At 40.8% G+C, this 21,981-nt stretch carries 27 protein-coding genes, 2 tRNA genes and 1 pseudogene; 12 read left to right on the forward strand and 18 right to left on the reverse strand.

Features of this window, described 5'->3' with window-relative positions; genetic code table 11:
• The first annotated feature begins 178 nt into the window (after nt 1–178).
• The 6 genes from panB to VGA95_10590 all read left to right on the forward strand — a co-directional run bounded on the left by panB (nt 179) and on the right by VGA95_10590 (nt 5,515).
• A complete protein-coding gene (gene panB / locus VGA95_10565) occupies nt 179–979 on the forward strand; it encodes a 3-methyl-2-oxobutanoate hydroxymethyltransferase (GenBank protein ID HEX9666983.1) in 801 nt (266 codons plus the stop codon).
• Between the two features lie 10 nt (nt 980–989).
• Entirely contained in the window at nt 990–1,829 is an 840-nt protein-coding gene (panC, locus tag VGA95_10570; protein ID HEX9666984.1) for a pantoate--beta-alanine ligase, read from the forward strand.
• A 14-nt stretch (nt 1,830–1,843) separates the two neighbouring features.
• Nucleotides 1,844–2,233 (forward strand): aspartate 1-decarboxylase, encoded by a 390-nt coding sequence (gene panD / locus VGA95_10575; GenBank protein HEX9666985.1) that lies wholly within the window; start codon nt 1,844–1,846, stop codon nt 2,231–2,233.
• 349 nt (nt 2,234–2,582) lie between these two features.
• Nucleotides 2,583–3,356, forward strand: coding sequence for a phosphocholine cytidylyltransferase family protein (locus VGA95_10580; protein ID HEX9666986.1), 774 nt, complete (start codon nt 2,583–2,585; stop codon nt 3,354–3,356).
• A 5-nt stretch (nt 3,357–3,361) separates the two neighbouring features.
• The gene (locus VGA95_10585; protein ID HEX9666987.1) at nt 3,362–4,681 is read left to right on the forward strand and encodes a CDP-alcohol phosphatidyltransferase family protein; all 1,320 of its coding nucleotides are present in this window, start codon (nt 3,362–3,364) and stop codon (nt 4,679–4,681) included.
• A 27-nt stretch (nt 4,682–4,708) separates the two neighbouring features.
• Nucleotides 4,709–5,515, forward strand: a complete 807-nt coding sequence (locus VGA95_10590) for an aspartyl/asparaginyl beta-hydroxylase domain-containing protein (GenBank protein HEX9666988.1) — start codon at nt 4,709–4,711, stop codon at nt 5,513–5,515.
• A gap of 61 nt (nt 5,516–5,576) precedes the next feature.
• On the opposite strand, the gene VGA95_10595 is transcribed toward VGA95_10590, so the two are convergent.
• Together VGA95_10595 and VGA95_10600 are read right to left on the reverse strand one after the other, a co-directional pair.
• On the reverse strand, nt 5,577–5,825 hold the full coding sequence (locus VGA95_10595; protein HEX9666989.1) for a hypothetical protein: 249 nt from the start codon (nt 5,823–5,825) through the stop codon (nt 5,577–5,579).
• Nucleotides 5,826–6,001: 176 nt separating this feature from the next.
• Nucleotides 6,002–6,103 (reverse strand): annotated as a pseudogene (locus VGA95_10600) (hypothetical protein).
• Between the two features lie 387 nt (nt 6,104–6,490).
• Between VGA95_10600 and VGA95_10605 the strand changes: the two are divergent.
• On the forward strand, nt 6,491–7,003 hold the full coding sequence (locus tag VGA95_10605) for a TraR/DksA family transcriptional regulator (protein HEX9666990.1): 513 nt from the start codon (nt 6,491–6,493) through the stop codon (nt 7,001–7,003).
• Here VGA95_10605 and mtnA read toward each other — a convergent pair whose 3' ends face one another.
• Both mtnA and VGA95_10615 read right to left on the reverse strand, forming a co-directional pair.
• Nucleotides 7,004–8,041 (reverse strand): S-methyl-5-thioribose-1-phosphate isomerase, encoded by a 1,038-nt coding sequence (mtnA, locus tag VGA95_10610; protein ID HEX9666991.1) that lies wholly within the window; start codon nt 8,039–8,041, stop codon nt 7,004–7,006. It abuts the gene before it with no gap.
• A 69-nt stretch (nt 8,042–8,110) separates the two neighbouring features.
• A complete protein-coding gene (locus tag VGA95_10615; protein HEX9666992.1) occupies nt 8,111–8,983 on the reverse strand; it encodes a 50S ribosomal protein L11 methyltransferase in 873 nt (290 codons plus the stop codon).
• Nucleotides 8,984–9,173: 190 nt separating this feature from the next.
• On the opposite strand from VGA95_10615, the gene dksA reads away from it, so the two are divergent.
• A complete protein-coding gene (gene dksA, locus VGA95_10620; GenBank protein HEX9666993.1) occupies nt 9,174–9,536 on the forward strand; it encodes an RNA polymerase-binding protein DksA in 363 nt (120 codons plus the stop codon).
• 15 nt (nt 9,537–9,551) lie between these two features.
• Here the strand turns inward: dksA and VGA95_10625 are convergent, their stop codons facing one another.
• The 3 genes from VGA95_10625 to ald all read right to left on the reverse strand — a co-directional run bounded on the left by VGA95_10625 (nt 9,552) and on the right by ald (nt 12,048).
• Nucleotides 9,552–10,007, reverse strand: a complete 456-nt coding sequence (locus tag VGA95_10625) for a nuclear transport factor 2 family protein (protein HEX9666994.1) — start codon at nt 10,005–10,007, stop codon at nt 9,552–9,554.
• Nucleotides 10,004–10,819 carry an outer membrane protein assembly factor BamD gene (locus VGA95_10630; protein ID HEX9666995.1) on the reverse strand — a complete coding sequence of 272 codons (816 nt, stop codon included), beginning with the start codon at nt 10,817–10,819 and terminating at the stop codon, nt 10,004–10,006. Before VGA95_10630 ends, VGA95_10625 begins: the two co-directional genes overlap by 4 nt.
• A 185-nt stretch (nt 10,820–11,004) precedes the next feature.
• Entirely contained in the window at nt 11,005–12,048 is a 1,044-nt protein-coding gene (gene ald / locus VGA95_10635) for an alanine dehydrogenase (GenBank protein HEX9666996.1), read from the reverse strand.
• Between the two features lie 387 nt (nt 12,049–12,435).
• On the opposite strand from ald, the gene obgE reads away from it, so the two are divergent.
• Nucleotides 12,436–13,455 carry a GTPase ObgE gene (obgE, locus tag VGA95_10640; GenBank protein HEX9666997.1) on the forward strand — a complete coding sequence of 340 codons (1,020 nt, stop codon included), beginning with the start codon at nt 12,436–12,438 and terminating at the stop codon, nt 13,453–13,455.
• A 172-nt stretch (nt 13,456–13,627) separates the two neighbouring features.
• Here obgE and VGA95_10645 read toward each other — a convergent pair whose 3' ends face one another.
• Together VGA95_10645 and VGA95_10650 are read right to left on the reverse strand one after the other, a co-directional pair.
• Nucleotides 13,628–13,768 (reverse strand): hypothetical protein, encoded by a 141-nt coding sequence (locus tag VGA95_10645; GenBank protein ID HEX9666998.1) that lies wholly within the window; start codon nt 13,766–13,768, stop codon nt 13,628–13,630.
• Between the two features lie 180 nt (nt 13,769–13,948).
• Nucleotides 13,949–14,257, reverse strand: a complete 309-nt coding sequence (locus VGA95_10650; protein HEX9666999.1) for a hypothetical protein — start codon at nt 14,255–14,257, stop codon at nt 13,949–13,951.
• Nucleotides 14,258–14,476: 219 nt separating this feature from the next.
• Here VGA95_10650 and VGA95_10655 point away from each other — a divergent pair, with 219 nt between their 5' ends.
• Nucleotides 14,477–14,818: an NUDIX hydrolase gene (locus tag VGA95_10655; GenBank protein ID HEX9667000.1), complete on the forward strand. Its 342-nt coding sequence runs from the start codon at nt 14,477–14,479 to the stop codon at nt 14,816–14,818.
• On the opposite strand, the gene VGA95_10660 is transcribed toward VGA95_10655, so the two are convergent.
• A complete protein-coding gene (locus VGA95_10660; GenBank protein HEX9667001.1) occupies nt 14,782–15,057 on the reverse strand; it encodes a hypothetical protein in 276 nt (91 codons plus the stop codon). The two genes, VGA95_10655 and VGA95_10660, sit on opposite strands and share 37 nt — an antisense overlap.
• A gap of 61 nt (nt 15,058–15,118) precedes the next feature.
• Here VGA95_10660 and VGA95_10665 point away from each other — a divergent pair, with 61 nt between their 5' ends.
• Nucleotides 15,119–15,574 carry a transposase gene (locus VGA95_10665; GenBank protein ID HEX9667002.1) on the forward strand — a complete coding sequence of 152 codons (456 nt, stop codon included), beginning with the start codon at nt 15,119–15,121 and terminating at the stop codon, nt 15,572–15,574.
• A gap of 456 nt (nt 15,575–16,030) precedes the next feature.
• Here the strand turns inward: VGA95_10665 and trpC are convergent, their stop codons facing one another.
• The 6 genes from trpC to VGA95_10695 all read right to left on the reverse strand — a co-directional run bounded on the left by trpC (nt 16,031) and on the right by VGA95_10695 (nt 21,234).
• Nucleotides 16,031–16,813 carry an indole-3-glycerol phosphate synthase TrpC gene (gene trpC / locus VGA95_10670; GenBank protein HEX9667003.1) on the reverse strand — a complete coding sequence of 261 codons (783 nt, stop codon included), beginning with the start codon at nt 16,811–16,813 and terminating at the stop codon, nt 16,031–16,033.
• 31 nt (nt 16,814–16,844) lie between these two features.
• Nucleotides 16,845–17,870, reverse strand: a complete 1,026-nt coding sequence (gene trpD, locus VGA95_10675) for an anthranilate phosphoribosyltransferase (GenBank protein ID HEX9667004.1) — start codon at nt 17,868–17,870, stop codon at nt 16,845–16,847.
• Between the two features lies 1 nt (nt 17,871).
• Complete coding sequence (nusB, locus tag VGA95_10680) at nt 17,872–18,312, reverse strand: transcription antitermination factor NusB (protein HEX9667005.1); 441 nt, start codon at nt 18,310–18,312, stop codon at nt 17,872–17,874.
• Between the two features lie 12 nt (nt 18,313–18,324).
• Entirely contained in the window at nt 18,325–18,801 is a 477-nt protein-coding gene (gene ribH, locus VGA95_10685; GenBank protein ID HEX9667006.1) for a 6,7-dimethyl-8-ribityllumazine synthase, read from the reverse strand.
• A gap of 12 nt (nt 18,802–18,813) precedes the next feature.
• Nucleotides 18,814–20,022, reverse strand: a complete 1,209-nt coding sequence (locus tag VGA95_10690; protein HEX9667007.1) for a bifunctional 3,4-dihydroxy-2-butanone-4-phosphate synthase/GTP cyclohydrolase II — start codon at nt 20,020–20,022, stop codon at nt 18,814–18,816.
• Between the two features lie 222 nt (nt 20,023–20,244).
• A complete protein-coding gene (locus tag VGA95_10695; GenBank protein HEX9667008.1) occupies nt 20,245–21,234 on the reverse strand; it encodes an FAD:protein FMN transferase in 990 nt (329 codons plus the stop codon).
• Between the two features lie 127 nt (nt 21,235–21,361).
• On the opposite strand from VGA95_10695, the gene VGA95_10700 reads away from it, so the two are divergent.
• Nucleotides 21,362–21,541 carry a hypothetical protein gene (locus VGA95_10700; GenBank protein ID HEX9667009.1) on the forward strand — a complete coding sequence of 60 codons (180 nt, stop codon included), beginning with the start codon at nt 21,362–21,364 and terminating at the stop codon, nt 21,539–21,541.
• A gap of 160 nt (nt 21,542–21,701) precedes the next feature.
• Here VGA95_10700 and VGA95_10705 read toward each other — a convergent pair.
• Nucleotides 21,702–21,787, reverse strand: a tRNA-Leu gene (locus VGA95_10705).
• A 68-nt stretch (nt 21,788–21,855) separates the two neighbouring features.
• Nucleotides 21,856–21,930: transfer RNA gene (locus VGA95_10710), tRNA-Cys, on the reverse strand.
• Between the last annotated feature and the right edge of the window lie 51 nt (nt 21,931–21,981).

Here is a 21,981-nt window from a genome sequence, read left to right on the forward strand (position 1 = left end):
TCTTAGGAGTCCATTTAAAATCCCGCTCTGATCACCTGTTGTGACCGAGACGGAGGCGCGGTTTGAACGCAATGAAAAAAGGACGGAACAAGATCCGTACCTGGCTAAGAGATTCAATTACAATACCAGCAAGGGGAATTTATCCTTTTGCTGGTTTTTTTATATCTTAATTACTCAAATGTCAAAAATAACAGTTCCAACTATTGTTGAGAAGAAAAAACAAAATGAAAAAATAGTTGTCTTGACCGCTTATGATGCGTCTACTGCAAACATCATCGACGAAACAGGCGTTGATATTATATTAGTCGGTGATTCCCTTGGTAATGTTATTCAGGGTCTAGGAAACACCCTCCAAGTGACGATGGATGAAATGCTTTACCATACTAAAATTGTCTCAAGGGGAGTTAAGACTGCACATCTCTGTAGCGATATGCCTTTTATGTCTTATCAAGCTTCAAAACATGATGCTGTAAAAAATGCCGGCCGAATTATTAAAGAAGGCGGCGCAGAATCAGTAAAGATTGAATTAACAGATACTTACGTTGAAACTGTATATGCTATACAGAAGGCTGGTATACCCGTAATTGGCCATATCGGACTTTGTCCACAATCGGTACTTAAAATGGGTGGCTATAAGATACAAGGCAGGGAGGAAATCGAGGCACAAGGTCTCTTTGAACTCGCAAAAAAAACGGAAGACGCCGGCGCTTTTTCGATTGTTTTGGAGAGTATCCCGCAGGGACTTGCAAAAAAAATAACAGAATCTATCAACATTCCAACAATAGGTATTGGCGCCGGACCCTTTTGTGATGGTCAGGTACTTGTGATTAACGACATGGTTGGACTGTCACCAGAGCCCATTCCAAAATTTGTTAAAAAATACGCGAACTTGAGGCAGATTATGACGAGGTCGGTTGAAGAGTTCAGAGACGAGGTAAGGGGTGGAGTATTTCCAAGCGTGAATCACTCTTACGATTGATGTTGGTTCGATGAAAATTTTGAGCTCCGTAAATAAAATGAAGGAAGTAGCAAATGAGATAAGGAAAGAAGGGAAAACCATCTCCTTTGTTCCCACGATGGGGGCTTTACACGCAGCTCATCTAAGTCTAGTAGAGGAAGCAACGAAAAGAGCGGATGTCTGCGTTGTCAGCATTTTTGTAAATCCCACACAGTTTGGCCCTGACGAAGACTATATGAAGTATGCACGGGATTTAGACGGTGATATAAAAAAATTGGATAAATTTGGTGTACATCTTGTATTTGTACCCGAGACAGAAGAAATTTATCCAAAAGATTTTCAAACTTTTGTGGAAGTAGAAAAACTCGAGAACCATCTATGCGGACGCCACAGAAAGGGCCATTTCAGGGGTGTCGCTACCATAGTTCTAAAGTTATTTAATATCGTAAAACCACACATCGCAATATTTGGAGAAAAGGATTACCAGCAACTGAAGGTAATTCAAAGGATGGTAAAAGATTTAAATATCGATATCGACATCGTTAGCTGTCCGATCGTTAGAGACGAATCTGGTTTAGCATTAAGCTCTAGGAATTCGTATCTTTCGAGCGATGAGAAGGAATCGGCCAGGTCTATTATCAGAACGCTTCATAAAATGAAAGAAGAATTTGATACGGGTTCCAACCTATCGACAATGATAAAAGGGACAGGCGGAAAAATTCTAAAACAGTCTAATATTTTTGATATAGATTATCTGGAAATTTGTGATCCAGAAACGCTGGAGAGTAAGGATTTGGCCGAAAGGGGCGACTTATTAGCCATTGCGGTGAGGCTCGGTAGTACGCGGCTTATTGATAACATCAGGCTCTAAGGAGGAACAAGAAGATGGAGAGGGTACTCCTCAAATCAAAAATCCATAGGGTTACGGTAACTGAAGCGGACGTCGAATACGAAGGAAGCATAACGATAGATAAAAACCTGATGGATGCTGCTGATTTAAATCCCTACGAAAGGGTTGATATATTTAACGTGACTAATGGCCATAGATTTTTCACATATGTCATCGAAGGGAAGAGGGGATCTAACGCAATATGCGTGAACGGAGCGGCTGCCCATTTAGCAAGAAAAGGCGATTCGCTAATAATCGCAAGCTTCGCAACGTATGGTGACGAAGAATGCAGGCACCACGAGCCACGATTGGTATACGTTGATCTCAAGAACAGAATAAAAAGGATAAAACCTGAATTACCGAAGCTGAGTGTAGCCAAGAACTGACTATATTGCAATTCAAACTGTAATTAATTTATGAGATTTCGGGGTGACTTAGATTTTTTTTCAACCTTGACTCACTAAAATTTAATTAATCTGGGTATTCAAACCGCCTGGACAAAAATTAATAATTGCGAGGATTTTATATAATCTCACAAGCAGACCTCAAAAATTTGACACAAAAAGTCAGAAAAGACATTAAATATATTGACATAATCATTTTGAGAGGTTATAAATGTTAGCTATAAAAGGAGGAAGGATCAAGGGTGTACCTTAATCGTTTATTTCCCTCTAACGACCTTCTAATTAAATTCGAAAGGTTCGAAGAAATCACACTAAGGACGGAGAAGATTATATGAAAGCAGTGATACTAGCAGCGGGCAGAGGTAAAAGATTATATCCCTATACAAAATATATACCAAAGTGCCTACTCGACATCGGAAGCGAAACAATTCTTGAGCACCAAATAAATCATATAAGAGATTGTGGTATCGACGAAGTAGTAATAGTGGTAGGATTTGGTTTTGAAAAAGTTGAGAATTTTCTTCGGAATTACGATGGGTTAGGGATGAAAATAAAGACACTCTATAACCCCTTTTATCAATCTACCAATAGCCTCATTTCACTTTGGATAGCCAGGGGAGAAATGGAGCAGGATATAGTTGTTATGAACGGTGATGATGTTTTTGAGATTGAGGTGCTCGAACTGGCTCTTGGGGGCAGGGAAGAGAAGATCTGTTTGCCCATCAAGGTTAAAAAAAATTATGAAGAAGAAGATATGAAGGTTCATATGCGGGGAAAAAGAATTATCGAAATTGGTAAATCCCTAACAAACCGTTCATCCGCTGAATCGGTTGGTATTAGGGTTTTTAGAGACACCGGAGTCGAATTCCTTAAAAGAGCAATTGAAGAAGAGATGAGGATCGATGGCGCAGAAAATAAGTGGTATATATCTGCTATACACAGACTAATTAAGAAAGGGTATAAGATAAAATCACTCGACATCAATGATTTGTTTTGGATGGATGTAGATTATCCTAGTGACCTATTTAAAGCACGTTTCAATTCCAATAAATTTCTTAAGAAACCATTTACAGAAAGGATACTACGAGTTGTAGATTCGAATTAATTAAGATGGACCATGCAATAGTTGTAGCAGCCGGCACCGGCTTGGATGGGGAAAAGCTAAGCCCATTTGGTCAAATCGTATTTGGAGAAATACCCCAATTTAAACGTCTTATCATTACGGCTCAGAGGGCCGGTATAAAAAGATTTTCTATTATAATTGAAAAGGACGATACATCCTTAAAGAACCTACTGGTTAATGACAAACGGATAGAAAGCGATATCGAGTGGCATCCCCTTGGAACACCGGTGAGTTTTAGCTCAACTCCCTCATTAATTCTACAATCAAATCTGGTAACTACACCCAGTGCTCTATCAGATTTGATTAACCATAAAATCAATCAAGAAGAAATCTTACTACTGATAGACCAAGCTCGGGATGCGTGGCTAAAATCAAAAGGCGACCGTATAGAGGACATATTCCTAAGCGGGGGTAAAGCAGTTGGAGCCTTCATGGCTTCGGGCAAACTCCTCGAAAAATCTATAATGAACTCTATGGATCTTAAGTCCTGGGTCCAGGAACTAATCAGTAGAGATAAAGTAACATTCACAAATTTTTCAGATGGTTACTGGATGAGACTTACCTCGGATGACAAATCAGCTAAGATGGCAGAAGATCTTTTATTTTCACACGTCGGTAAAACAATGACCGGGTGGATATCAAAAAACATAAACAGCAAAATTTCTCTGCGCTTAAGTCGGTATCTAGTTCGCACGCCACTTTCACCAAACATGCTCAGCATTTTAATTAACATAATCGGAATGCTCTGTGGTCCGTTTTACGCGATTGGACACCCAGTATGGGGTGCCGTTTTTCTTCAGATTGCAACCGTACTCGACCGGTGTGATGGAGAGGTGGCTCGGATAAAGCTTTTGGAAACAAAGAGGGGCCAATGGGTAGATACCGTCTCGGACCAGTTGACTATACTCTCATTCATAATTGGTGTGACATTTGGATATTATAATATCACGAAGAGTCCGTTGGTTTTGGTATTTGGCGCGCTGAACCTGGGGATTTTTATATTCTTTTTAATCTGGTCATTCTATTTCCTACATAAATATACAAACTCCGGCAGTTTGGTATCATACTTCAAAGTGGATAAACTGGTAGGGAAAGAAAACAGGACGATCCTTCATAAATTGATTTTGATCATTCGTCCGATGGGCAGGAGGAACTTCTACTCTCTCGCCTTTCTAGTAGCCGCTATCTTAGTGGGTTATCCTCTGGTTTTTCTTGGTCTTACAATATCCTTGATACTATTTTTGATACACCAAGTCGAAGATATTATCTTGATCAAAAGACTAAAGCCTGCCACCTCAACCGAATGATATAGGCTTCCCTTGGAGTTTTCTTTGATGAATGAACCAACAAAATACACAGACACCGGTCAGTATTCTAAAGGAAACTCGTCAAACATAAATCAAAAAGAACCATATAACCCTCCTAAGAATTATGCACCGAAGTATATCTCAGCCATCATAAATTGGGCTGAGGGTCTCATTGAGAGGTTTTCAGTCTATGGCAACCCTCGTATCTATGACAATTCTATTTTCCCCTGGGTCAGAGAAGTAGAGGATGAATGGATGAAAATTAGAGCCGAGCTTGAAAATGTTATGCTAAGAAGAGAGGAGCTTCCTAATTTTCATGAAATAACGAGTCAGGCAAAGCCCATTACAAATGACAATCAATGGAAGACATATATGCTCGCAGGTTATGGATTAGAAGGTGAAATGAATTCTAAGAGCTGCCCCGAAACAGCTCGTATCCTGAAGAAAATCCCTGGTATGAAAACTGCTTTTTTTTCTATTCTTTCGCCAAATAAACATATCCCTGCTCATAAGGGACCCTATAATGGGGTGCTTCGCTACCATTTAGGCCTAATAGTACCTGAACCCAAAGAGCAATGCCGCATCCGTATCGGTGATGAAATAGTGCATTGGGAAGAAGGAACAAGCCTGATCTTTGATGACACGTTCAATCATGAGGTTTGGAATGACACATCTGGATTCCGGGCCGTCTTGTTCGTTGATTTCGTAAGACCAGTGAAATTTCCTATAAACATCCTGAATAAGATCATATTAAAAGCCGCTATATTCACACCTGTTATAAGAGAGGCTGCCGAGAACTACAAGAGATGGGAAAAGAAATTCTACAAGCAGTAAGGATTTTAAGGAATTAAACGGTTCTCAATTCATATTAGCAGTGCTTCTTTGGTCTATTTTTTCATTGCTTCTCATTGCTATTATTATAGATTAAAATAGCTAGAGATTCGGGATTTCTAAAAAGCATCATAAAGCAAAAAACAAGTATTCCAATTTTAACACCCCACGAAGAAAGCATAAATATGATAAGCTCTAGAAATCCGAACAAAACGATGCCTATTGTACCAGCCCAAAAGTCCATCTCATCAAGGGTTCTATTTATGAATATTATTAAGGGTGCGCTTATAAGAATAATGGCCCCAGTGAGCAATACAGCAGGTCTCCTTGATAACCTAAACTCATCTTGAAAAAACGATATTACCGGTTTGATAATAGCAACGGAAGAGGTCAATCCCGCAAATATCGCCGGAAGGCTGATGAAACCCAGGTTGAACACCCCCGATTTCGCGATTGATACAGCTCCTGCGATACCAAAAAAAGCGATAATATAGCGATAATATAAGGTATCATGAAGGCGCCACCCCCGTTTTCTGCAGCTTGGACGGGAAACCGCAAGAAATTTCCCAAACCAATCGCATTGCCGGCCATGGCTAAAATAAGTCCGGTCCTGCTTAGCCAAAACTCTCTTTTATTTGGTACCTTTCGTGGACACCGTGGTTTCTTAGCAAAAATCGCTGTTACTTTAAGTAATTATTTTCCATTTGCAAGAAGGAAAATCAGATAGCTAACTAATCTAATTCACTATGCTTTCCTGCTGTTACCAGCAAATTTATCGCTTCCTTTATGTACATCTTTCCTAGATCGGATCTTACCTTATGATTGCTCCAAATTTTTGGAAAGAAAAAAATGAGTTTTAATGCAAAAGTTAATAAATACTCTTGACAAACTTATTAATAGACTTATCTTAATATGCTTCTTATTGATAGTATAAGATAGCCAAATCCAAAAAATCTCAATAAGTCAGGATCAGAACTTATGGCTCAAAAGAAAAATCTGAGGAAACCTAAAAAAGTAATGAAAGATAAGAAGATCGCAAAAAAAGCATCTAAGAAAGGAGCTACAAAACCACTTGCCAAAAATAAAAAGGTGTCTAAAGCGACTCCCAAGCAGAAACAAAACAAAGGAAAAACATCAAAATCGCGATTCAAAAATCAAATTAAAGACATCCTCTTCCAGATGAGAAAGGAGCTTATTGATGACGTTTCTCAATCTATCAAGACGGAAACCGATTATCTCCGGTTTGACGTAGGGGACTTTTACGACCATGCGACGAGCGATAGGGCTCGTGAGTTATCTCTCATGCTCACCGACAGAGAACGACAGAAGCTCGTACAGATAGAAGAAGCCCTAAAGAAGATTGACGAAGGAAGTTATGGAATTTGCGAAAGCTGTGGTGACGAAATAGACGAGGAGAGGCTAATAGCAATGCCGTTTGCAAGGCTTTGCCTTTCATGCAAAATTGATTTAGAAACGCAGGGTAACTTATAATCAGTACAATAGCTCTTTTAGACTTATCGTATATGGTGCCCTTGCGATACCCTTTTCAGTAATAATAGAACTTATATTCTCATTTGGGGTGATATCAAAGGCAGGATTCAATACGTTGACTTCAGGAGCAATCCTATTCCCCATTATATGGGTAATCTCCTTTGTATCACGTTCCTCAATGGGGATTAGTTCCCCACTCGGGCAATCAAAATCTATTGTAGACATAGGAGCGGCTACATAAAACGGAATCCCGTGAACCTTCGCCAGAACAGAGAGTGAATAGGTCCCGATTTTATTGGCAACATCTCCATTTGACGCAATCCGGTCTGCCCCAACGATCACAGCATCTATCATGCCCTTGCTCATCACATATCCCGCCATACCGTCCGTTATTAGTGAAACTGGAACTCCGTCTTTATACAACTCCCAGGCAGTAAGCCTGGCACCCTGAAGAAACGGCCTGGTTTCCGTTACAATCACCTTAATCCTTTTCCCTCTTTCAATTGCATTCCTCACTACCCCAAGTGCGGTTCCATAATCTGCGGTTGCTAGAGAACCGGCATTGCAGTGTGTAAGAACGACAGAGCCATCCTCGATAAGCTGTCCACCCACACTGCCGATCTTCTTACATGTTTCAACATCCTCTTCGTATACCCTCTTCGCCTCTTCAACCAAGCTCATTTTTATACGCTCAATATCCCCTGCATAATTCTTATCTACTACATCCTTCATTCTTCTCAACGCCCAAAAAAGATTTACTGCCGTAGGCCTAGTCTTTGAGAGTACCATCGATATTTCTTCGAGCTCTCTAAGAAAATCACCTTTATCCTTTCCCTCACTTTTCAATGCGCCAAGTGCAACCCCCATCGCAGCAGCAACCCCGATAGCCGGAGCACCACGTATAACCATTTCCTTTATCGCCCTAGCTACATCTTCATATGTTAGACATTCTACGTAGGCTTCCTCCATGGGTAATTTCCTCTGATCGATCATCACTACCCTATCATCTTTCCATTCAATAGTTTTAAAGGAAGACATGTCGAAGACCTCTTATACAAGACCCGTTAACTCATACAAAAATCTCTTAAGTTTACGCCAGTGAAGATTTTAATCAACACCGAAAACCAAGGCTATCCAATCGCCATCCCTAAATTCTTCCCGTAAAATTAATGAAGACGTTTCCATTCCAATAAGCACCTCATCCCTTCTCGAAAACGGGATTCCCGAAAATATCAGCAAACCCTCCTCGCTCAACCTTGATTTGAGCTCATCCCTCATATTTAACAACTCCTCCACTGATATATTCGCAACCACCAAATCATATTTTCCTTTGATGCTTTCTATGTACCCACAAACCAGATTCACATTGTCGGAAATGGAGTTTATTTTCAAATTCTTTTTTGTCTCCCTTACAGCAATTTCGTCTATATCAAAGGCAACAACTCGTCTCGCACCAAGTTTCGCCGCAACGATCGAAAGTATTCCGCTTCCACAACCCGCATCGAGCACACTCTTAGAATCGGCATCTTCCAGCAAACGCTCGATGAGCTTTATACACAGTCTTGTTGATTCGTGATGACCGGTCCCAAAAGCCAGAGAAGGGTTAATTTCAACTACAATTTCTAGACCGGTTGGACGATATTTTTCCCATGGAGGTCTTATAATTATCCTGTCGCTGACCTTTACTTTCTCCAATTTCGTCTTCCACAAGTCCCAACTCGATTTATCAAATTCTTCCACATTCATATTATCGATTGAAATTCCCTGCATAATGCTATCCAAGAAGCCGACATAATCCTCTAACTTCTCCATGACATGATTAATATCAATAACCTGCGAGAAATATCCAGAGACCTCAACTTTCCCATTATCCAGTGGATCCTCGGCCACAGAAAAGGCATCGAGTCCGAGAAGAAAATCGGAAACTAATGATTTACCCTCTTCGGGGACAACGACAGACAATTTCACGAGTTTGAACATTATTCCTTCTCAATAGCCCATTTTTAATTAAATTAAGTATACATGAGTAAGGGGCTTACCTTTGCCTCCATTTCTGGGCTAGCAATATTCTCTTGCACCTTGGATGAGAGAAGGCCCCTTCAGGCTCATCCTTTTGGTGATTGACAATAAGTACATTTACAGATCATTCTCAAATGATATAATTTTTCCCATGGAGTTTTCGAAGCTTCGCTTTTTTAAGGACATTTTAGAAGGAAAAATAATCCAGCTTTTAGGCTCTGCAGGAAAGACCATGAGTCAAATGATCAACGAAGGCGACCCATTTCCCGACCCAGTCGATAGAGCTATGTCTGAATCCGGAAGAAACATTGAGCTAAGAAAACGTGATCGAGAAAGAAAGCTGATTCAAAAGATTACAAAAGCAATTCAAAAGACCGAAGATGGAACCTATGGTATTTGCGAAGAATGTGGAAATGAAATCTCCGAAAGTAGACTTAGAGTGAGACCAGAAGCTACACTTTGTATCAAATGCAAAGAAGAACAAGAAGAAAAAGAAAAGCAGTTTGGCTTATAAGGGAATTAATTACCTTCATCTTTTCCCCCCAAAAACAAAACCATCAAGAAAGTCAGCATCCGATTCTTTAATTATTCTCCATTTACCGTCTATCTTCTCAAATACAAGGTTTTCACTCAGTCTGAAGGCACCTTTATCCTTGTCAATTCGCAATTTCACATCCGTCCTCTGGGCAACATTCGCCGTGTTACCCTCTATATAAATGCTTTGATCCTTGCTACTTATTTGAATATCATCAAAAAGCGATACGTTTGTCTCAAACTGCTTCTTTAACGCATCAAGATCAATTACCTCGCCGTTTTTTTCCGCACGGTAGCCAGGCGAAATACATTCGAGATAGAGTTCAAGGTTTTTCGTTTCTAAGGCACTCTGCCTTTGTGAAAGTATCGATTCTATCCCTTTTCTATCAGAGTTGCCGCAAGAATCCAGCAATATTATCAAGCATATAATGAGTACGGATATTCTGATCATCCCTCTTTCGATTCTTCTTTCGTGTTGGTGTCAATTTCCTGCAGTAAACTTTCGGCTTTTTTCCGGTATTCCGTGTCAGGAAATTCATCTACAACCCGTTTAAGAGTAGCTCTAGCTAAGATATTATCACCCATTTTGAAATAAGAATTTCCCAAAAGATAAAGCGCTTCTTCAAACTCCTTTGTATCACTATACTGGCTCACAACCACATTATATCTATTGGCAGCAGCTTTGAAGTTTTTTCTCTTTGCATAATAATTACCTATATATATTTCACGCATTGCCAGCCTGTTCCGGCATCCTGAAATCTTTTCATTAGCTTTGCCTATCAGAGGCGATTCGGGATATTTTTCAACAAAAAATTCAAACCATTTCAGTGCTTCTCTCGTACTAGTAGGATCTCTATCCGGCTTTTTCACCTGCTTATAGTGCGAAAGTGCTAACCTGTACGTCGCGTAAGGCGCTTCTTCACTCCCCGGATGGCGTTTTAAAAATTCTTCATATTCTATAGCCGCTTGCTCATACTCTCCTTTTTGAAAATAGGCGTCAGCGGTTTTAAGTTCGGCAAGAATAGAATACTTGCTATATGGATCTCTTAGCTGTATCTCCTTTAATATCTTAAACAAGGTTTTATATTCCGTTCCAGAAAATACCCAGGGAAATCCCCTCTTTTTACTTTCAAGCATTTCAACAGCCTGCTGATACAGTTGTTCATCACTCAAACCCTGGTCAAGCCTCTTTTTCCCACAGCCAAATGATAACAGAACAAATAGTGTTAAAACTATAGATAATCCCTTCGATAATTTCATCATTTTAATATGTTTTACATCGTTAATGTGATAATAATTTCGTAACAATATACCAATTACGAAAATATTAAACAAATGATCAGAGTTTTAGTCCTGTTTATCACCTACCGGCTCAAGCGTTTAACATAAGAATTTTATCTAGATGAACATAACAGAAAATTATTATTCAATAATATTCCTTTTAGTTCCTAACCTAAATCTATCAGCAATTTCCCATTGTCTACATTAATTCCCTTTGAAAGAGCACTGTCATGATCGATACCGCTTTCAGCTAGCCTCAATACATAGGGCAATACCGAGTTTGACAATGATTCAGTAGCAGTTCTAGAGACGAGTGAAGGTACATTAGTAGCGCAGTAATGTATAACACCATCTAATTGATATACGGGTGACTCGAGGGTAGTCGGGCGACTTGTTTCGGAACATCCTCCCTGATCTATCGCTATATCAACCAAAACGCTCCCTGGTTCCATGACTTTGATCATATCTTTTGTTATAACTTTGGGCGCCTTAGCCCCCGGTATGAGAACGGCACCTATCACTAAATCTGAGTCACTCATTTCTTTACCTACCAACTCTGGATAAGCTGGCACCGTGCTAACCTTTCCCTCAAACCTTTCATAATAAAATTCTAGCTTTTTAACACTCTTATCAATGACAGTGACTTCTGCACCATTGCCTAATGCTGAAACCACCGCATTGTAACCTACCGTACCCCCCCCTATGACTGTAACCTTACCGGGTTTTACACCGGCCGTACCCCTTACTAATTTGCCCTTTCCACCATTCGGTTTTTCCAAAAAATGGAGACCAATTTGGATGGAAAGTAGTCCCGCAATCCTGCTCATAGGAATCAATATCGGGAGTGAGCCATCTTCTTCCTGAACTGTTTCGTAAGCGACAGCCCTTGATTTACTTTTAATGAGCGCTCCCAATAGCTCCTTATTTGCAGCAAGATGTAAAAAGGTAAATAGTATAAGATCCTTATGAATGAGATCAAATTCCTCAGGCAACGGCTCTTTAACCTTTAGAATCAGTCTAGACTTCGTAAAAACCTCTTCTTCATCACGTGCTATAATAGCACCTGCAGCCTTAAAATGTTCGTCGCTTATTCCACTTCCGTTTCCGGCCCCCTTTTCTAAGATGACTTTGTGTCCCCTTTGCACTAAGACATTAACAGTGATGGGTGTAACGGGAACCCTATACTCGTGGATCTTTCTCTCTTTGGGCACTCCAATTATCATATTTAACAAGTATAATCTTTGATTTTTATAAACATAACCTATTAAAATTATTAATACTAATTTTACCTAAAAACTCGGGTAATAATCGTTTACGTAGGAGATATGAAAATTATATTTTTATGATGATATAATTTAAGATGCATAACACTACAGAAAGCCGTCGGTGACCTTATTAAAAAAGACAAGACTAATGGTGCGATGACACACTGCGTCAGGGGATCGCTTCGCGGAGTTCAGGCTGAACCTTTATCCTAAGTCAAATCGAAGGATCGAAGTGCTCACAACAACTATGGAGAACATGTAGCAAGCTACTGGGAACTTTCAAATTCAATCCCATATCAAAAAGGCAAAAGGGTGCAAAATAGAGATAAAATGATCAGATTTATGGACGAGGCAAAAATATACGTTCGATCAGGCATGGGGGGAAAGGGATGTGTGAGCTTTAGACGTGAAAAATTCGTCCCCCGAGGAGGTCCAGACGGCGGTGACGGAGGTAATGGTGGTGATGTTGTGATCAAAGCAATGGCCAACAAGTATTCCCTTCTGGACCACAGATATAAACAGCATTACAGGGCAAAAAATGGTCAACATGGAAGGGGTAAGAATCAGCACGGGAAAACAGCACCGTCCCTGACAATCCCCGTCCCGATTGGCACAGTTGTCAAGAATTATGAAACGGACGAAATCATGGGAGACCTTACATTAGATGGTCAAGAAATAGTGCTGGCGAGGGGTGGACGAGGTGGGAGGGGAAACTCACACTTTAAAACGTCAGTAAACAGAGCCCCAAAGTATGCTGAGCAAGGTGAGGAAGGAGAAGAAAAGACCATCAAGCTCGAGCTCAAACTCCTTGCCGACATAAGCGTCATCGGTTTTCCAAACGCGGGGAAATCGACCCTGATCTCCAAAATATCTGCAGCACGTCCAAAAATCGCAGACTATCCCTTTACGACACTCACCCCAAATCTGGGAGTCGTAAGCTACGACGAGGGTAAAACATTTGTAGTAGCTGACGTACCCGGCCTGATAAAAGGGGCACATGCGGGCGCTGGTTTGGGCGTAAGATTCCTAAAACACATAGAAAGAACCAAGGTCATTATTCACCTTATCGATATATCACCCCTTACTAAAAGAGATCCTGTAGAAGATTACAAAATCTTGAACAATGAGCTTGAAGCATACAGCCCCGACCTTAAAAAAAAGCCTCAGATTGTCGCCTTAAACAAGATCGATATCAAGGAAGCAAATGAAGGACTGGTAGAGATAAGAAAAAGGTTTAAAAAAATTGGAGTCGAAGTCTTCCCCATTTCAGCGGTGACCGGAGAGGGAATAAATGAGCTGATCAGAGAGGTGGCTAGGCAATTAAAAGTTCTCGAGGCTCGGAATTCTATGTAGCATATTCAAATCGGGTTCACCCATCACCGTCACTGTAGGGTGCGATTCCTAGTAAATGACCCTGCGGGACGCGGCGGTCCATCAGTACCTAAACATTCAGTCTCGCATGTCATTGGTGTAAAAGCCAGGCATTCCGAGGACATAATGCGAAATATTATTAGCTTCACTTATCTTAATGTTCCATTAGAGCTTCTTTGTCTTGATACTGAATAGATCCTGACCTATCGTCAGGACTTGGTTCAGCACAGGTACAAAGAAGCAATCCTTCGACATCGCTCAGGACCAGGCTACCCAAAAATTCGCTAAAAATCATAAACTCCGACTAAAAAATTTAATCCAACCACAACCCGCAAATTTTTTTAACGTCTTCGTTTCTGATTTTCTTAATACTGAAACAAGTTCAGCACAGGCCGCAATTTTTGGAATGCCGCTCAAATCCTTTTCATTCAGTAAACCTATACTAAGCTATTCAAGAGAATTTATATCTTTCTTTTCAGGCTTCCAATTCTTTGTTTATCCTCTCCGCTGTTTTTTTCGCGTCTATTATCGCATATATCCACAATATAAGCCCGGCCACTGTATAACCTAGAACGATATATAATGTCGACATGTCAGCCGTTGAACCCACAGACTCCATAATAGCCTCAAGTGGGTTAATCAAAAGGAAATTAATAATCAAATTCAGAACGATAAGAATCACACCCTTTGGTATCTGCTTGACATAGATATGTCCAAGACCAGGAAATATCGCGGAGAGAATAAGAGCAATAGTAGGATTCTTTCTTTTTTTTTCGTCAGCCATTTTTCTTATCTCCATATGAATAACGATCTCTATTATCGCATTTTTTGAGACATATTCTAACACATAAGGAGAAAATTATATCCCCGGTTTTTTCTTTGATTATTTGGCTGATAGGACGTAGAATAAATAGCATCGTCAGTTTAAAGGAATCCTAAGAGTATCTCAAAGATTATAACACTCACAGTAGACCCTATTATAATTACAAACGATAAAAAGCTAATCTTAGTAAAAAGGAGTTTTGACCCCTATAAGGACCAGTGGGCATTTCCAGGCGGAATCGTCGAATACGGTGAAACTGTCGAGAATGCGGCAATAAGGGAAGCAAAAGAGGAAACCGGTCTCGATGTAAGAATAGAAAAGCTTCTCGGTGTCTATTCCGATCCAAAGAGAGACCCCAGGGGTCATTATGTGTCGGTTTGTTTTCTATGCGAGCCGGTGGGTGGAACATTAAAGACTAGTGAGGAAACAAAAGAGGTAAAGGCATTTACAAAAGAGGAATTGATATCGCTAGAACTTGCATTTGATCATAGAAAAATCCTCGCCAACCTAAATTTAATCTGAATCATCAAGATTATGTCCGTAAACGCTACCCAACGTGGGAAGTCGTTCAGAATCTCCTGGGAGCCCACCAGTCCCTGCCCTGAGCCTGTCGAAGGGTCGCCCCTGGTGTGGTAATTTGCAACGAGCAAGCATGTACTGAGCAATGCCGAAGGTTTGCCGGTGGGAATATAAATCGTCACTAGCAAGCCTGCACTGAGTCCAACCGAAGGGACTCGTGACCTACCCGACGGTTTTTTCACTCATTTATTAAATCGGGTAGCCCGCCAGTCTTGCTGGCGGGGCTATAATTATAATTATATTGTGTCAAAACTAAAACGCTATAATGTTGAAAACTACGTCTACTTCGTTACTTCAAAAACACTAAATAATAAGCCGATTTTTCTTAACCATGCGTATGCAGAATTATTCATTAACAACCTATTCTCTTGTAGGCAAAGGTATGGATTTCTACTTTTGGGATTCGTCCTAATGCCTGACCATTTTCACGCCCTAATAATGCCAAAGAAGGGTTTTACGATATCATCGGTGATTCAGAAAATTAAGAGCTTATTTGCTTACAGGTTAAGAAGACTCGGTGTCAAAGGTACCATATGGCAAAAGAGCTTCTATGATTTTGGGATTTATTCAGAGGAAAAGTGTAGGCAGAAGCTAGATTATATTCACGCAAATCCCGTAAGGAAAGGGATAGTTGATGATCCGGTTGATCACAGGTTTTCGTCTATGAATTATTCCGACCAAATGGACGTGATTGATTAATCTAATGCAACGAGCAAGACTCGTTGCCTACCCAAAGTGCGAACTTCAGAACCCCCTCGGGTAGTCCGCCAGTCCCTGTCCAGCACAGTCGAAGGATGCAAGCCCTACGTATGACCGCGCTTCGACCCTTCGATCAGACTCAGGGCTCAGCGCGAACGGATTTAACTCTTGACTCACCAATCGCTAGGCGGGACTTTCCACTCCCGCTTCAAGGCCTCTGTACCCCTTCGAACCCCCCAAATCTATGTCGCAACAACACCGGAAACACTACTGCAAGCTACAAGGGATTCGCTTGTTAAATCGGCCTTTCAAAAATTGCAGCCTGTGCTGAACCAAGTCCTGACGATAGGTCAGGATCTATTCAGTATCAAGACAAAGAAATAACCGCAAATAATAGATAGTCAGTGGATAACCCAGCAGCAAGCTGCAGGACATTAACGAGTTAACTTCTGTGAATTAATTGCATTCAAGGAGCAGTTTTCTCAGCTCTTCACCGGGCTCGGGAGCCCTCATAAATCTTTCTCCGATAAGTAAAACATTTACACCCTCCGATTTCAATCTCTTTATATCGGCGCTAGACCTTATACCACTTTCGCTGACGATGATTTTATCCTTTGGGATTAATTTGCAAAGTTTTAAAGAAGTCTCAAGACTCACATCGAAAGTCTTTAGGTCCCTGTTGTTTATCCCGATTATTTTGCTACCCGCTTGAATCGCTTTATCCAGTTCCGCTTCGTCATGTATCTCCACTATTGCATCCATATCCAATGAATGACCAAGTTCCAAAAGTTTTTTTAGAATCGTTGAACCCAAAGCAGCTACTATAAGAAGAATCGCATCGGCTCCATAAAATCTCGATTCATAGACCTGGTAAGGATCAATAATAAAATCTTTTCTCAAAAGGGGTATTTCTACAGAAGATCTAACATCCCTCAGGTGATTTAGGCTACCCTTAAAAAATCTAGAATCTGTAAGGACTGATATAGCACTAGCTCCGCCTCTCGCATAGCTTATTGAAATCTCAACAGGATTAAAATCCTGTCGCAATACCCCCTTCGAAGGAGAAGCACACTTAATTTCAGCTATAACCTTGGTACTTCCATTAGGACTTATGCTCTCATAGAAGCCCTTTGTCTTCTCAAGATTTTGTAACTCACTTTTCAGGAAATCGATTGGTTTGGATTTTTTGGCCCTCTCAACCTCGACCCTTTTGTTTTCGATGATCTTGTTAAGAATCATGTCGGAGAAGATGTCAGGAATTTGCTGCTATTTAGTTATCTTTCCAAGAAACTGTAAATTTGGTCAGGCTATTTAGTTTGTTTAATGCGCTCCCAGTATCAATCGACTCTTCTGCCAAAGCAACCCCCTCTTTCATATCGGATGCTTTTCCCGCGACAACTAGAGCTGCCGCCGCATTCAAAACTGAGATATCCCTTTTTGCTTCTCTCTCTTCGCCTTTGAGGACTGACAGTAAAGTCTTCGCATTTTCGACAGTATTCCCACCCCTTAGCTCTTCCAATTTCCTCCTTTTGAAACCCAGATCTGCGGGATCAAGTTGATACGCTTTAACCATTCCATCCTTTAACTCAGCTATGTCCGTCTTTCCCGTAACAGTAATCTCATCGAGTGAGTCGGAACCGTATACTACCATTGATCTTACGCATCCCAAGTTCCGGAGCACCTTAGCCATAGGCTTAAGTAAAACCCCGGAATATACCCCCATAACCTGATGTTTAACACCAGCGGGATTCGTAATTGGACCCAATAAGTTAAATATTGATCTGATGCCTATATCCTTCCTCGGCTGAGAGACAAATCTCATCGCCGGATGATAAATTGGAGCGAAAAGAAAGACAATTCCCACTTCGTTCAGACAATTTTCGGCTCCCGCAGGAGAAATATTTATATTGACACCCAACTCTTCTAAAACATCGGCACTACCTGACTGACTGGATACAGAGCGATTCCCATGTTTTGCAACTGGAACTCCAGCCCCCGCAGTGATTAATGAAGCAACTGTTGAAACATTAAAAGTCATTTGCTGATCGCCTCCAGTGCCACAAAGGTCCACAACAGTGCTGTGTCTCGATATAATCCTCTTTGATTTATTAATCATTACCTTGGCAGCACCCGTAATCTCTGGTATGGATTCCCCTTTCATCCTGAGTCCCACAAGCAGTGCAGAAATCTGGCTCGGAGTCGCTATCCCCTCCATCATCTTCTCCACTACCTCAGACATCTCATCCTCTTCAAGGTCAATTCTCTCAACAACTTTATAAATCGCCTCCTTCAGCATTTCAGAGCTCCTGTCTTTCGAGTGCTATCCTAATTCTATCCAGAATTCCGTTGATGAATGATCCTGACTCTTCTGTCCCAAATTTCTTTGCCAGTTCCACGGCCTCGTTTATGGTAACAGGGGGCGGTATATTCCTCAAGTATGCCAGCTCGTAGATCGCCATGCGTAGAATATTTCTGTCGATCGTTGGCATACGTGATAGTCGCCAATGCTTTGAATACTTATTTATGATACAATCAATGCCATCCATATTTTCACATGAACCTGCTATAAGAATGGTCGCAAACTCTTTTACCTCTTCGTTGATTGAAGCATCTTTTGCCGACCAGAATAGATCGACCTGTTGTTTTATATCTGAGTGGTCCGAGCGGGTTTCTCTTTGGGAGTCGTATTGGTACAGAAATTGAAGTGCAATTTCTCGAGCTCTTCTCCTTTTACCCATGTTAGCGGGATATTATTTCTTCTTTGGAAGAACCTTCTTAAGATTTGCCATCTCTATGGCGCTAAGAGCAGCCTCTCCACCTCTATTTCCAGCCTTAGTACCTCCCCTCTCAATAGCCTGTTCTAAGGTTTCTGTGGTTAACACACCAGAAACAATTGGGATGCTATATTCCAAACTTAATGAAGCAAGATCATTAATAACAGTCGAGGATAAATAGTCGAAATGAGGGGTTTCTCCTCTTATAATTACCCCTATAGCAATTATTGCGTTGTAAATTGAAGAGCTAGCGGCTACCTTCGCAGCAAAGGGAATCTCAAATGAACCAGGCACCTTGATAATATCAACATCCGACTCCGAAGCGTTATGCCTCTTAAGCACATCCATTGCACCTTCAACCATGTGATTTGTAATAAAGTCATTGAACCTGCTCACGACAATAGCAAATTTAAGCCCTTTTGCGTCAAGTTTTCCTTCATAGATCTGAGGCATGTGCTTCCCTTCTCAGTCTACCATCGATAAAAGGTGTCCGAGTTTGTCCTTTTTTACCTTGAGATAATTGGAGTTTCTTTCATTAGGCGGGATCTCGATAGGTACCCTTTCAACGATCTGAAGACCAAAGCCCTCTAGTCCCTTTATCTTTTTGGGGTTGTTAGTCAAGAGCCTCATATTTCTCACACCGAGATCATACAGAATCTGTGCGCCTATACCGTAATCCCTCAAATCTGGTTTAAATCCCAAAACTTCATTAGCCTCTACTGTATCAAAGCCATTATCCTGAAGCGCATACGCCTTTATCTTATTGATCAGGCCAATTCCTCTTCCCTCCTGACGCATATAGAGAACAACACCCATTCCCTCCTCTTCAATTATACGCATCGCCTGACGAATTTGCGGACCACAATCACACCTCAGTGAACCAAACACATCGCTCGTCAGACACTCGGAATGCACCCTCACGAGTATATCCTTTTCAGAATCGATTTCTCCCTTTACGAATGCAACATGATGCTGAGGATCTATTTCATTCTCGTAGACTATTGTTTTGAAGTCCCCAAAAGAGGTCGGGACAATAGCCATTGCAGCCCTTCTCACCAGGCACTCGGCCCTGAGTCGATAACTGATAAGCTCTGCGATTGTTACTATCTTGATATCATGCTTTTCTGCAAATGTTTCTAGATCGGGCAATCGTGCCATGTCACCGTCATCTTTCATAATCTCACAAATCACCGAAGCAGGTTGCAATCCTGCAAGTCTAGCAATATCAACAGATCCCTCAGTGTGTCCAGCCCTAACCAGTACGCCTCCCTTCCTGCAAATAAGTGGAAAAACATGCCCCGGCCTGACAAAATCGTCTGGCCTAGCGTGGTCCGAGATTGCTAATTGAATAGTGAAAGATCTGTCATAGGCAGATATACCAGTCGTAATTTCTTTTCTCGCATCGATCGGAATTGTAAATGCGGTATACTGAGGAACCGTACTGTTTTCTGGTTTAATTAGTTGGAGGCTTAGACAATCCGCCTTTTCTTGAGTAATCGCTAAGCATATCAATCCCCTACCGTGTTTTGCCATAAAATTTATTACTTCAGGTGTGGCAAACTCAGCAGCGATAACGAGGTCACCCTCATTTTCCCTGTCCTCATCATCCACAAGGATGACCATTTTTTTATTCCTAATGTCTTCAATAACCTCTTCAATCGAAGAAATCGCCATATCACTGCCTTCTTATCTCTTGAAAAGAAGAAAAGGAGCCTAAATTTGTAGACTAAAATAATAAGCTAATAAGTGATTTTGTCAACTAAATCACGTAATATCAAATGTATCGATCCTTAAAGATAGGAAACCACAATTAATGATTTTTTTTGTCAAACCATACCGTGAATTATAGAAACACCTTGGCACATTCGACATTAATATAAAGCAAAGTAGGAGTTGTCAGTTTGTCAACCTAAAATCTTCCACAAGTTCCTTAAATTTCTCATTGTAAAAAATCCCGCCGTCAGAAAAAACAATGAAAGCTCCAACTTTGTTATGGTTCTCCAGAAAATTGATTGCCCTCTTCCTCCCCATAGCAAACAGTGCCGTTGAATAAGCATCGGCAAGGGTACTATTACCTTCCATAACCAAAGTTATACTTTGAAAATCATTTCCAGACGAACCCACTTCGGGAACAAGAATGTGGTGATAACTCTTCCCACCCACCTTCACCCTTCGTTCATAATCACCGCTTGTTGAGATTGATAGATCCTTTCCTCCGTTTGTAAAAGAGGCTATAAACCCCTCCCTCCTGGGATGTTTAACATATATAATCTGATTATTTCCGAATACCCTTAAGTCACCCGAAATGGATACAGAACCCTTTGTAATTCCTCGCTTCTTAAGCATGCCTACAGCCTTATCCACCGCAAATCCTTTTCCAATTCCACCCAGGTCCAGCATCATTCCTTCCTTTTCAAGAAAAGCCTTATTATCATGTAAACTAAGCAGCCTAAAATCAACCAATTTCTTTACCTCATTTAAGTTATCAAATCTTCTCACTTTAGAATCCTCCCTGCCGAACCCATAAAACCCAATCGTGAGTGCACCGATTGTAGGGTCAAAAGCCCCTTGAGTTTCCCTAGCTACCTCAACAGAAATTTCGAGGACTTCTTTCAATTCATTACTAATATCTACGATATTTTCCCCTGAATAACGGTTAATTCTAGAAAGTTCGCTGTCCTGATCAAAGTCAGACATCAAGCCTTCTAAATACCTCATCTTTGAAAATGCATTATCCATATCTTCGTTCGTTCCTTCGTATAACACGATTCTAGCATGTGTTCCCATAAGAAACTGAACCCTTTCCAGTGGTCTCTCGTTGAAACAGGTGGATAACAAGCCCAGATTGAAGCATAGTAATACAAAGATTCTGATTCTCCTTAACATTCTAAAACCATATAATTTGTAGTCTGCCTTGTACAACTCTGCGAATTAGCTGATAAAGCACACCTTGACTTTTTAATGCAAAAATGTAATGTAAGGTTTTAGTTAAATTATATATGGGAGAAGTGAAATGGTCATTTTCTCTGGGTTAATTACAAAAGACGACGAATTGGACAAAGAGGAAGAAGAGGAATCTGACGAAGACGAAGACGAGGTATGGGGTGAAGATGACGAAGATTTTGACAATGAAGAAGAATGGGAAGAGGAGGAGGAGGAAGAAGAAACCGATGATGAAAAAAGCATAAATTGATAAAGCTATAATTAGAGATACTTACACCGAAATTTAAAACACTTACCTAGACATATATCCATCTTTTTCTTGATCAAAATCCTTTTAATTCAAAATTACTATTAGAATAACCAATCTTTACTTGAGTATTTTTAAATAACCTGAATTTCCTTTTTTAGCATGCCCGGGGCCGGGGTCGAACCGGCACGGGCCGTAAAGCCCATTGGATTTTAAGTCCAATGCGTCTGCCTATTCCGCCACCCGGGCTAATTCATGTAATGCATGATTTTAATTTAGAGTAAAAACACTTGTTGAACCCAATTAAATATTCTTAGTGGAGGCGGCGCCCGGATTCGAACCGGGGCATTGCGGTTTTGCAGACCGCTGCCTTACCACTTGGCTACGCCGCCCTGATCAATAATTGCGATAGTATGAATAAAATTTATCGGCTTTTCAAGTTG

The sequence above is a fragment of the Thermodesulfobacteriota bacterium genome (assembly GCA_036397855.1).
Classification (GTDB): domain Bacteria; phylum Desulfobacterota_D; class UBA1144; order Nemesobacterales; family CSP1-2; genus DASWID01.

Bases quoted from the DNA above. Each gene is read 5' to 3' on its own strand.
- panB (HEX9666983.1), top strand. From the start codon at position 179: ATGTCAAAAATAACAGTTCCAACTATTGTTGAGAAGAAAAAACAAAAT.
- panC (HEX9666984.1), top strand. From the start codon at position 990: ATGAAAATTTTGAGCTCCGTAAATAAAATGAAGGAAGTAGCAAATGAG.
- panD (HEX9666985.1), top strand. From the start codon at position 1,844: ATGGAGAGGGTACTCCTCAAATCAAAAATCCATAGGGTTACGGTAACT.
- VGA95_10580 (HEX9666986.1), top strand. From the start codon at position 2,583: ATGAAAGCAGTGATACTAGCAGCGGGCAGAGGTAAAAGATTATATCCC.
- VGA95_10585 (HEX9666987.1), top strand. From the start codon at position 3,362: ATGGACCATGCAATAGTTGTAGCAGCCGGCACCGGCTTGGATGGGGAA.
- VGA95_10590 (HEX9666988.1), top strand. From the start codon at position 4,709: ATGAATGAACCAACAAAATACACAGACACCGGTCAGTATTCTAAAGGA.
- VGA95_10605 (HEX9666990.1), top strand. From the start codon at position 6,491: ATGGCTCAAAAGAAAAATCTGAGGAAACCTAAAAAAGTAATGAAAGAT.
- mtnA (HEX9666991.1), bottom strand. From the start codon at position 8,041: ATGTCTTCCTTTAAAACTATTGAATGGAAAGATGATAGGGTAGTGATG.
- VGA95_10615 (HEX9666992.1), bottom strand. From the start codon at position 8,983: ATGTTCAAACTCGTGAAATTGTCTGTCGTTGTCCCCGAAGAGGGTAAA.
- dksA (HEX9666993.1), top strand. From the start codon at position 9,174: ATGGAGTTTTCGAAGCTTCGCTTTTTTAAGGACATTTTAGAAGGAAAA.
- VGA95_10625 (HEX9666994.1), bottom strand. From the start codon at position 10,007: ATGATCAGAATATCCGTACTCATTATATGCTTGATAATATTGCTGGAT.
- VGA95_10630 (HEX9666995.1), bottom strand. From the start codon at position 10,819: ATGATGAAATTATCGAAGGGATTATCTATAGTTTTAACACTATTTGTT.
- VGA95_10645 (HEX9666998.1), bottom strand. From the start codon at position 13,768: ATGATTTTTAGCGAATTTTTGGGTAGCCTGGTCCTGAGCGATGTCGAA.
- VGA95_10650 (HEX9666999.1), bottom strand. From the start codon at position 14,257: ATGGCTGACGAAAAAAAAAGAAAGAATCCTACTATTGCTCTTATTCTC.
- trpC (HEX9667003.1), bottom strand. From the start codon at position 16,813: ATGATTCTTAACAAGATCATCGAAAACAAAAGGGTCGAGGTTGAGAGG.
- trpD (HEX9667004.1), bottom strand. From the start codon at position 17,870: ATGCTGAAGGAGGCGATTTATAAAGTTGTTGAGAGAATTGACCTTGAA.
- nusB (HEX9667005.1), bottom strand. From the start codon at position 18,312: ATGGGTAAAAGGAGAAGAGCTCGAGAAATTGCACTTCAATTTCTGTAC.
- ribH (HEX9667006.1), bottom strand. From the start codon at position 18,801: ATGCCTCAGATCTATGAAGGAAAACTTGACGCAAAAGGGCTTAAATTT.
- VGA95_10690 (HEX9667007.1), bottom strand. From the start codon at position 20,022: ATGGCGATTTCTTCGATTGAAGAGGTTATTGAAGACATTAGGAATAAA.
- VGA95_10695 (HEX9667008.1), bottom strand. From the start codon at position 21,234: ATGTTAAGGAGAATCAGAATCTTTGTATTACTATGCTTCAATCTGGGC.
- VGA95_10700 (HEX9667009.1), top strand. From the start codon at position 21,362: ATGGTCATTTTCTCTGGGTTAATTACAAAAGACGACGAATTGGACAAA.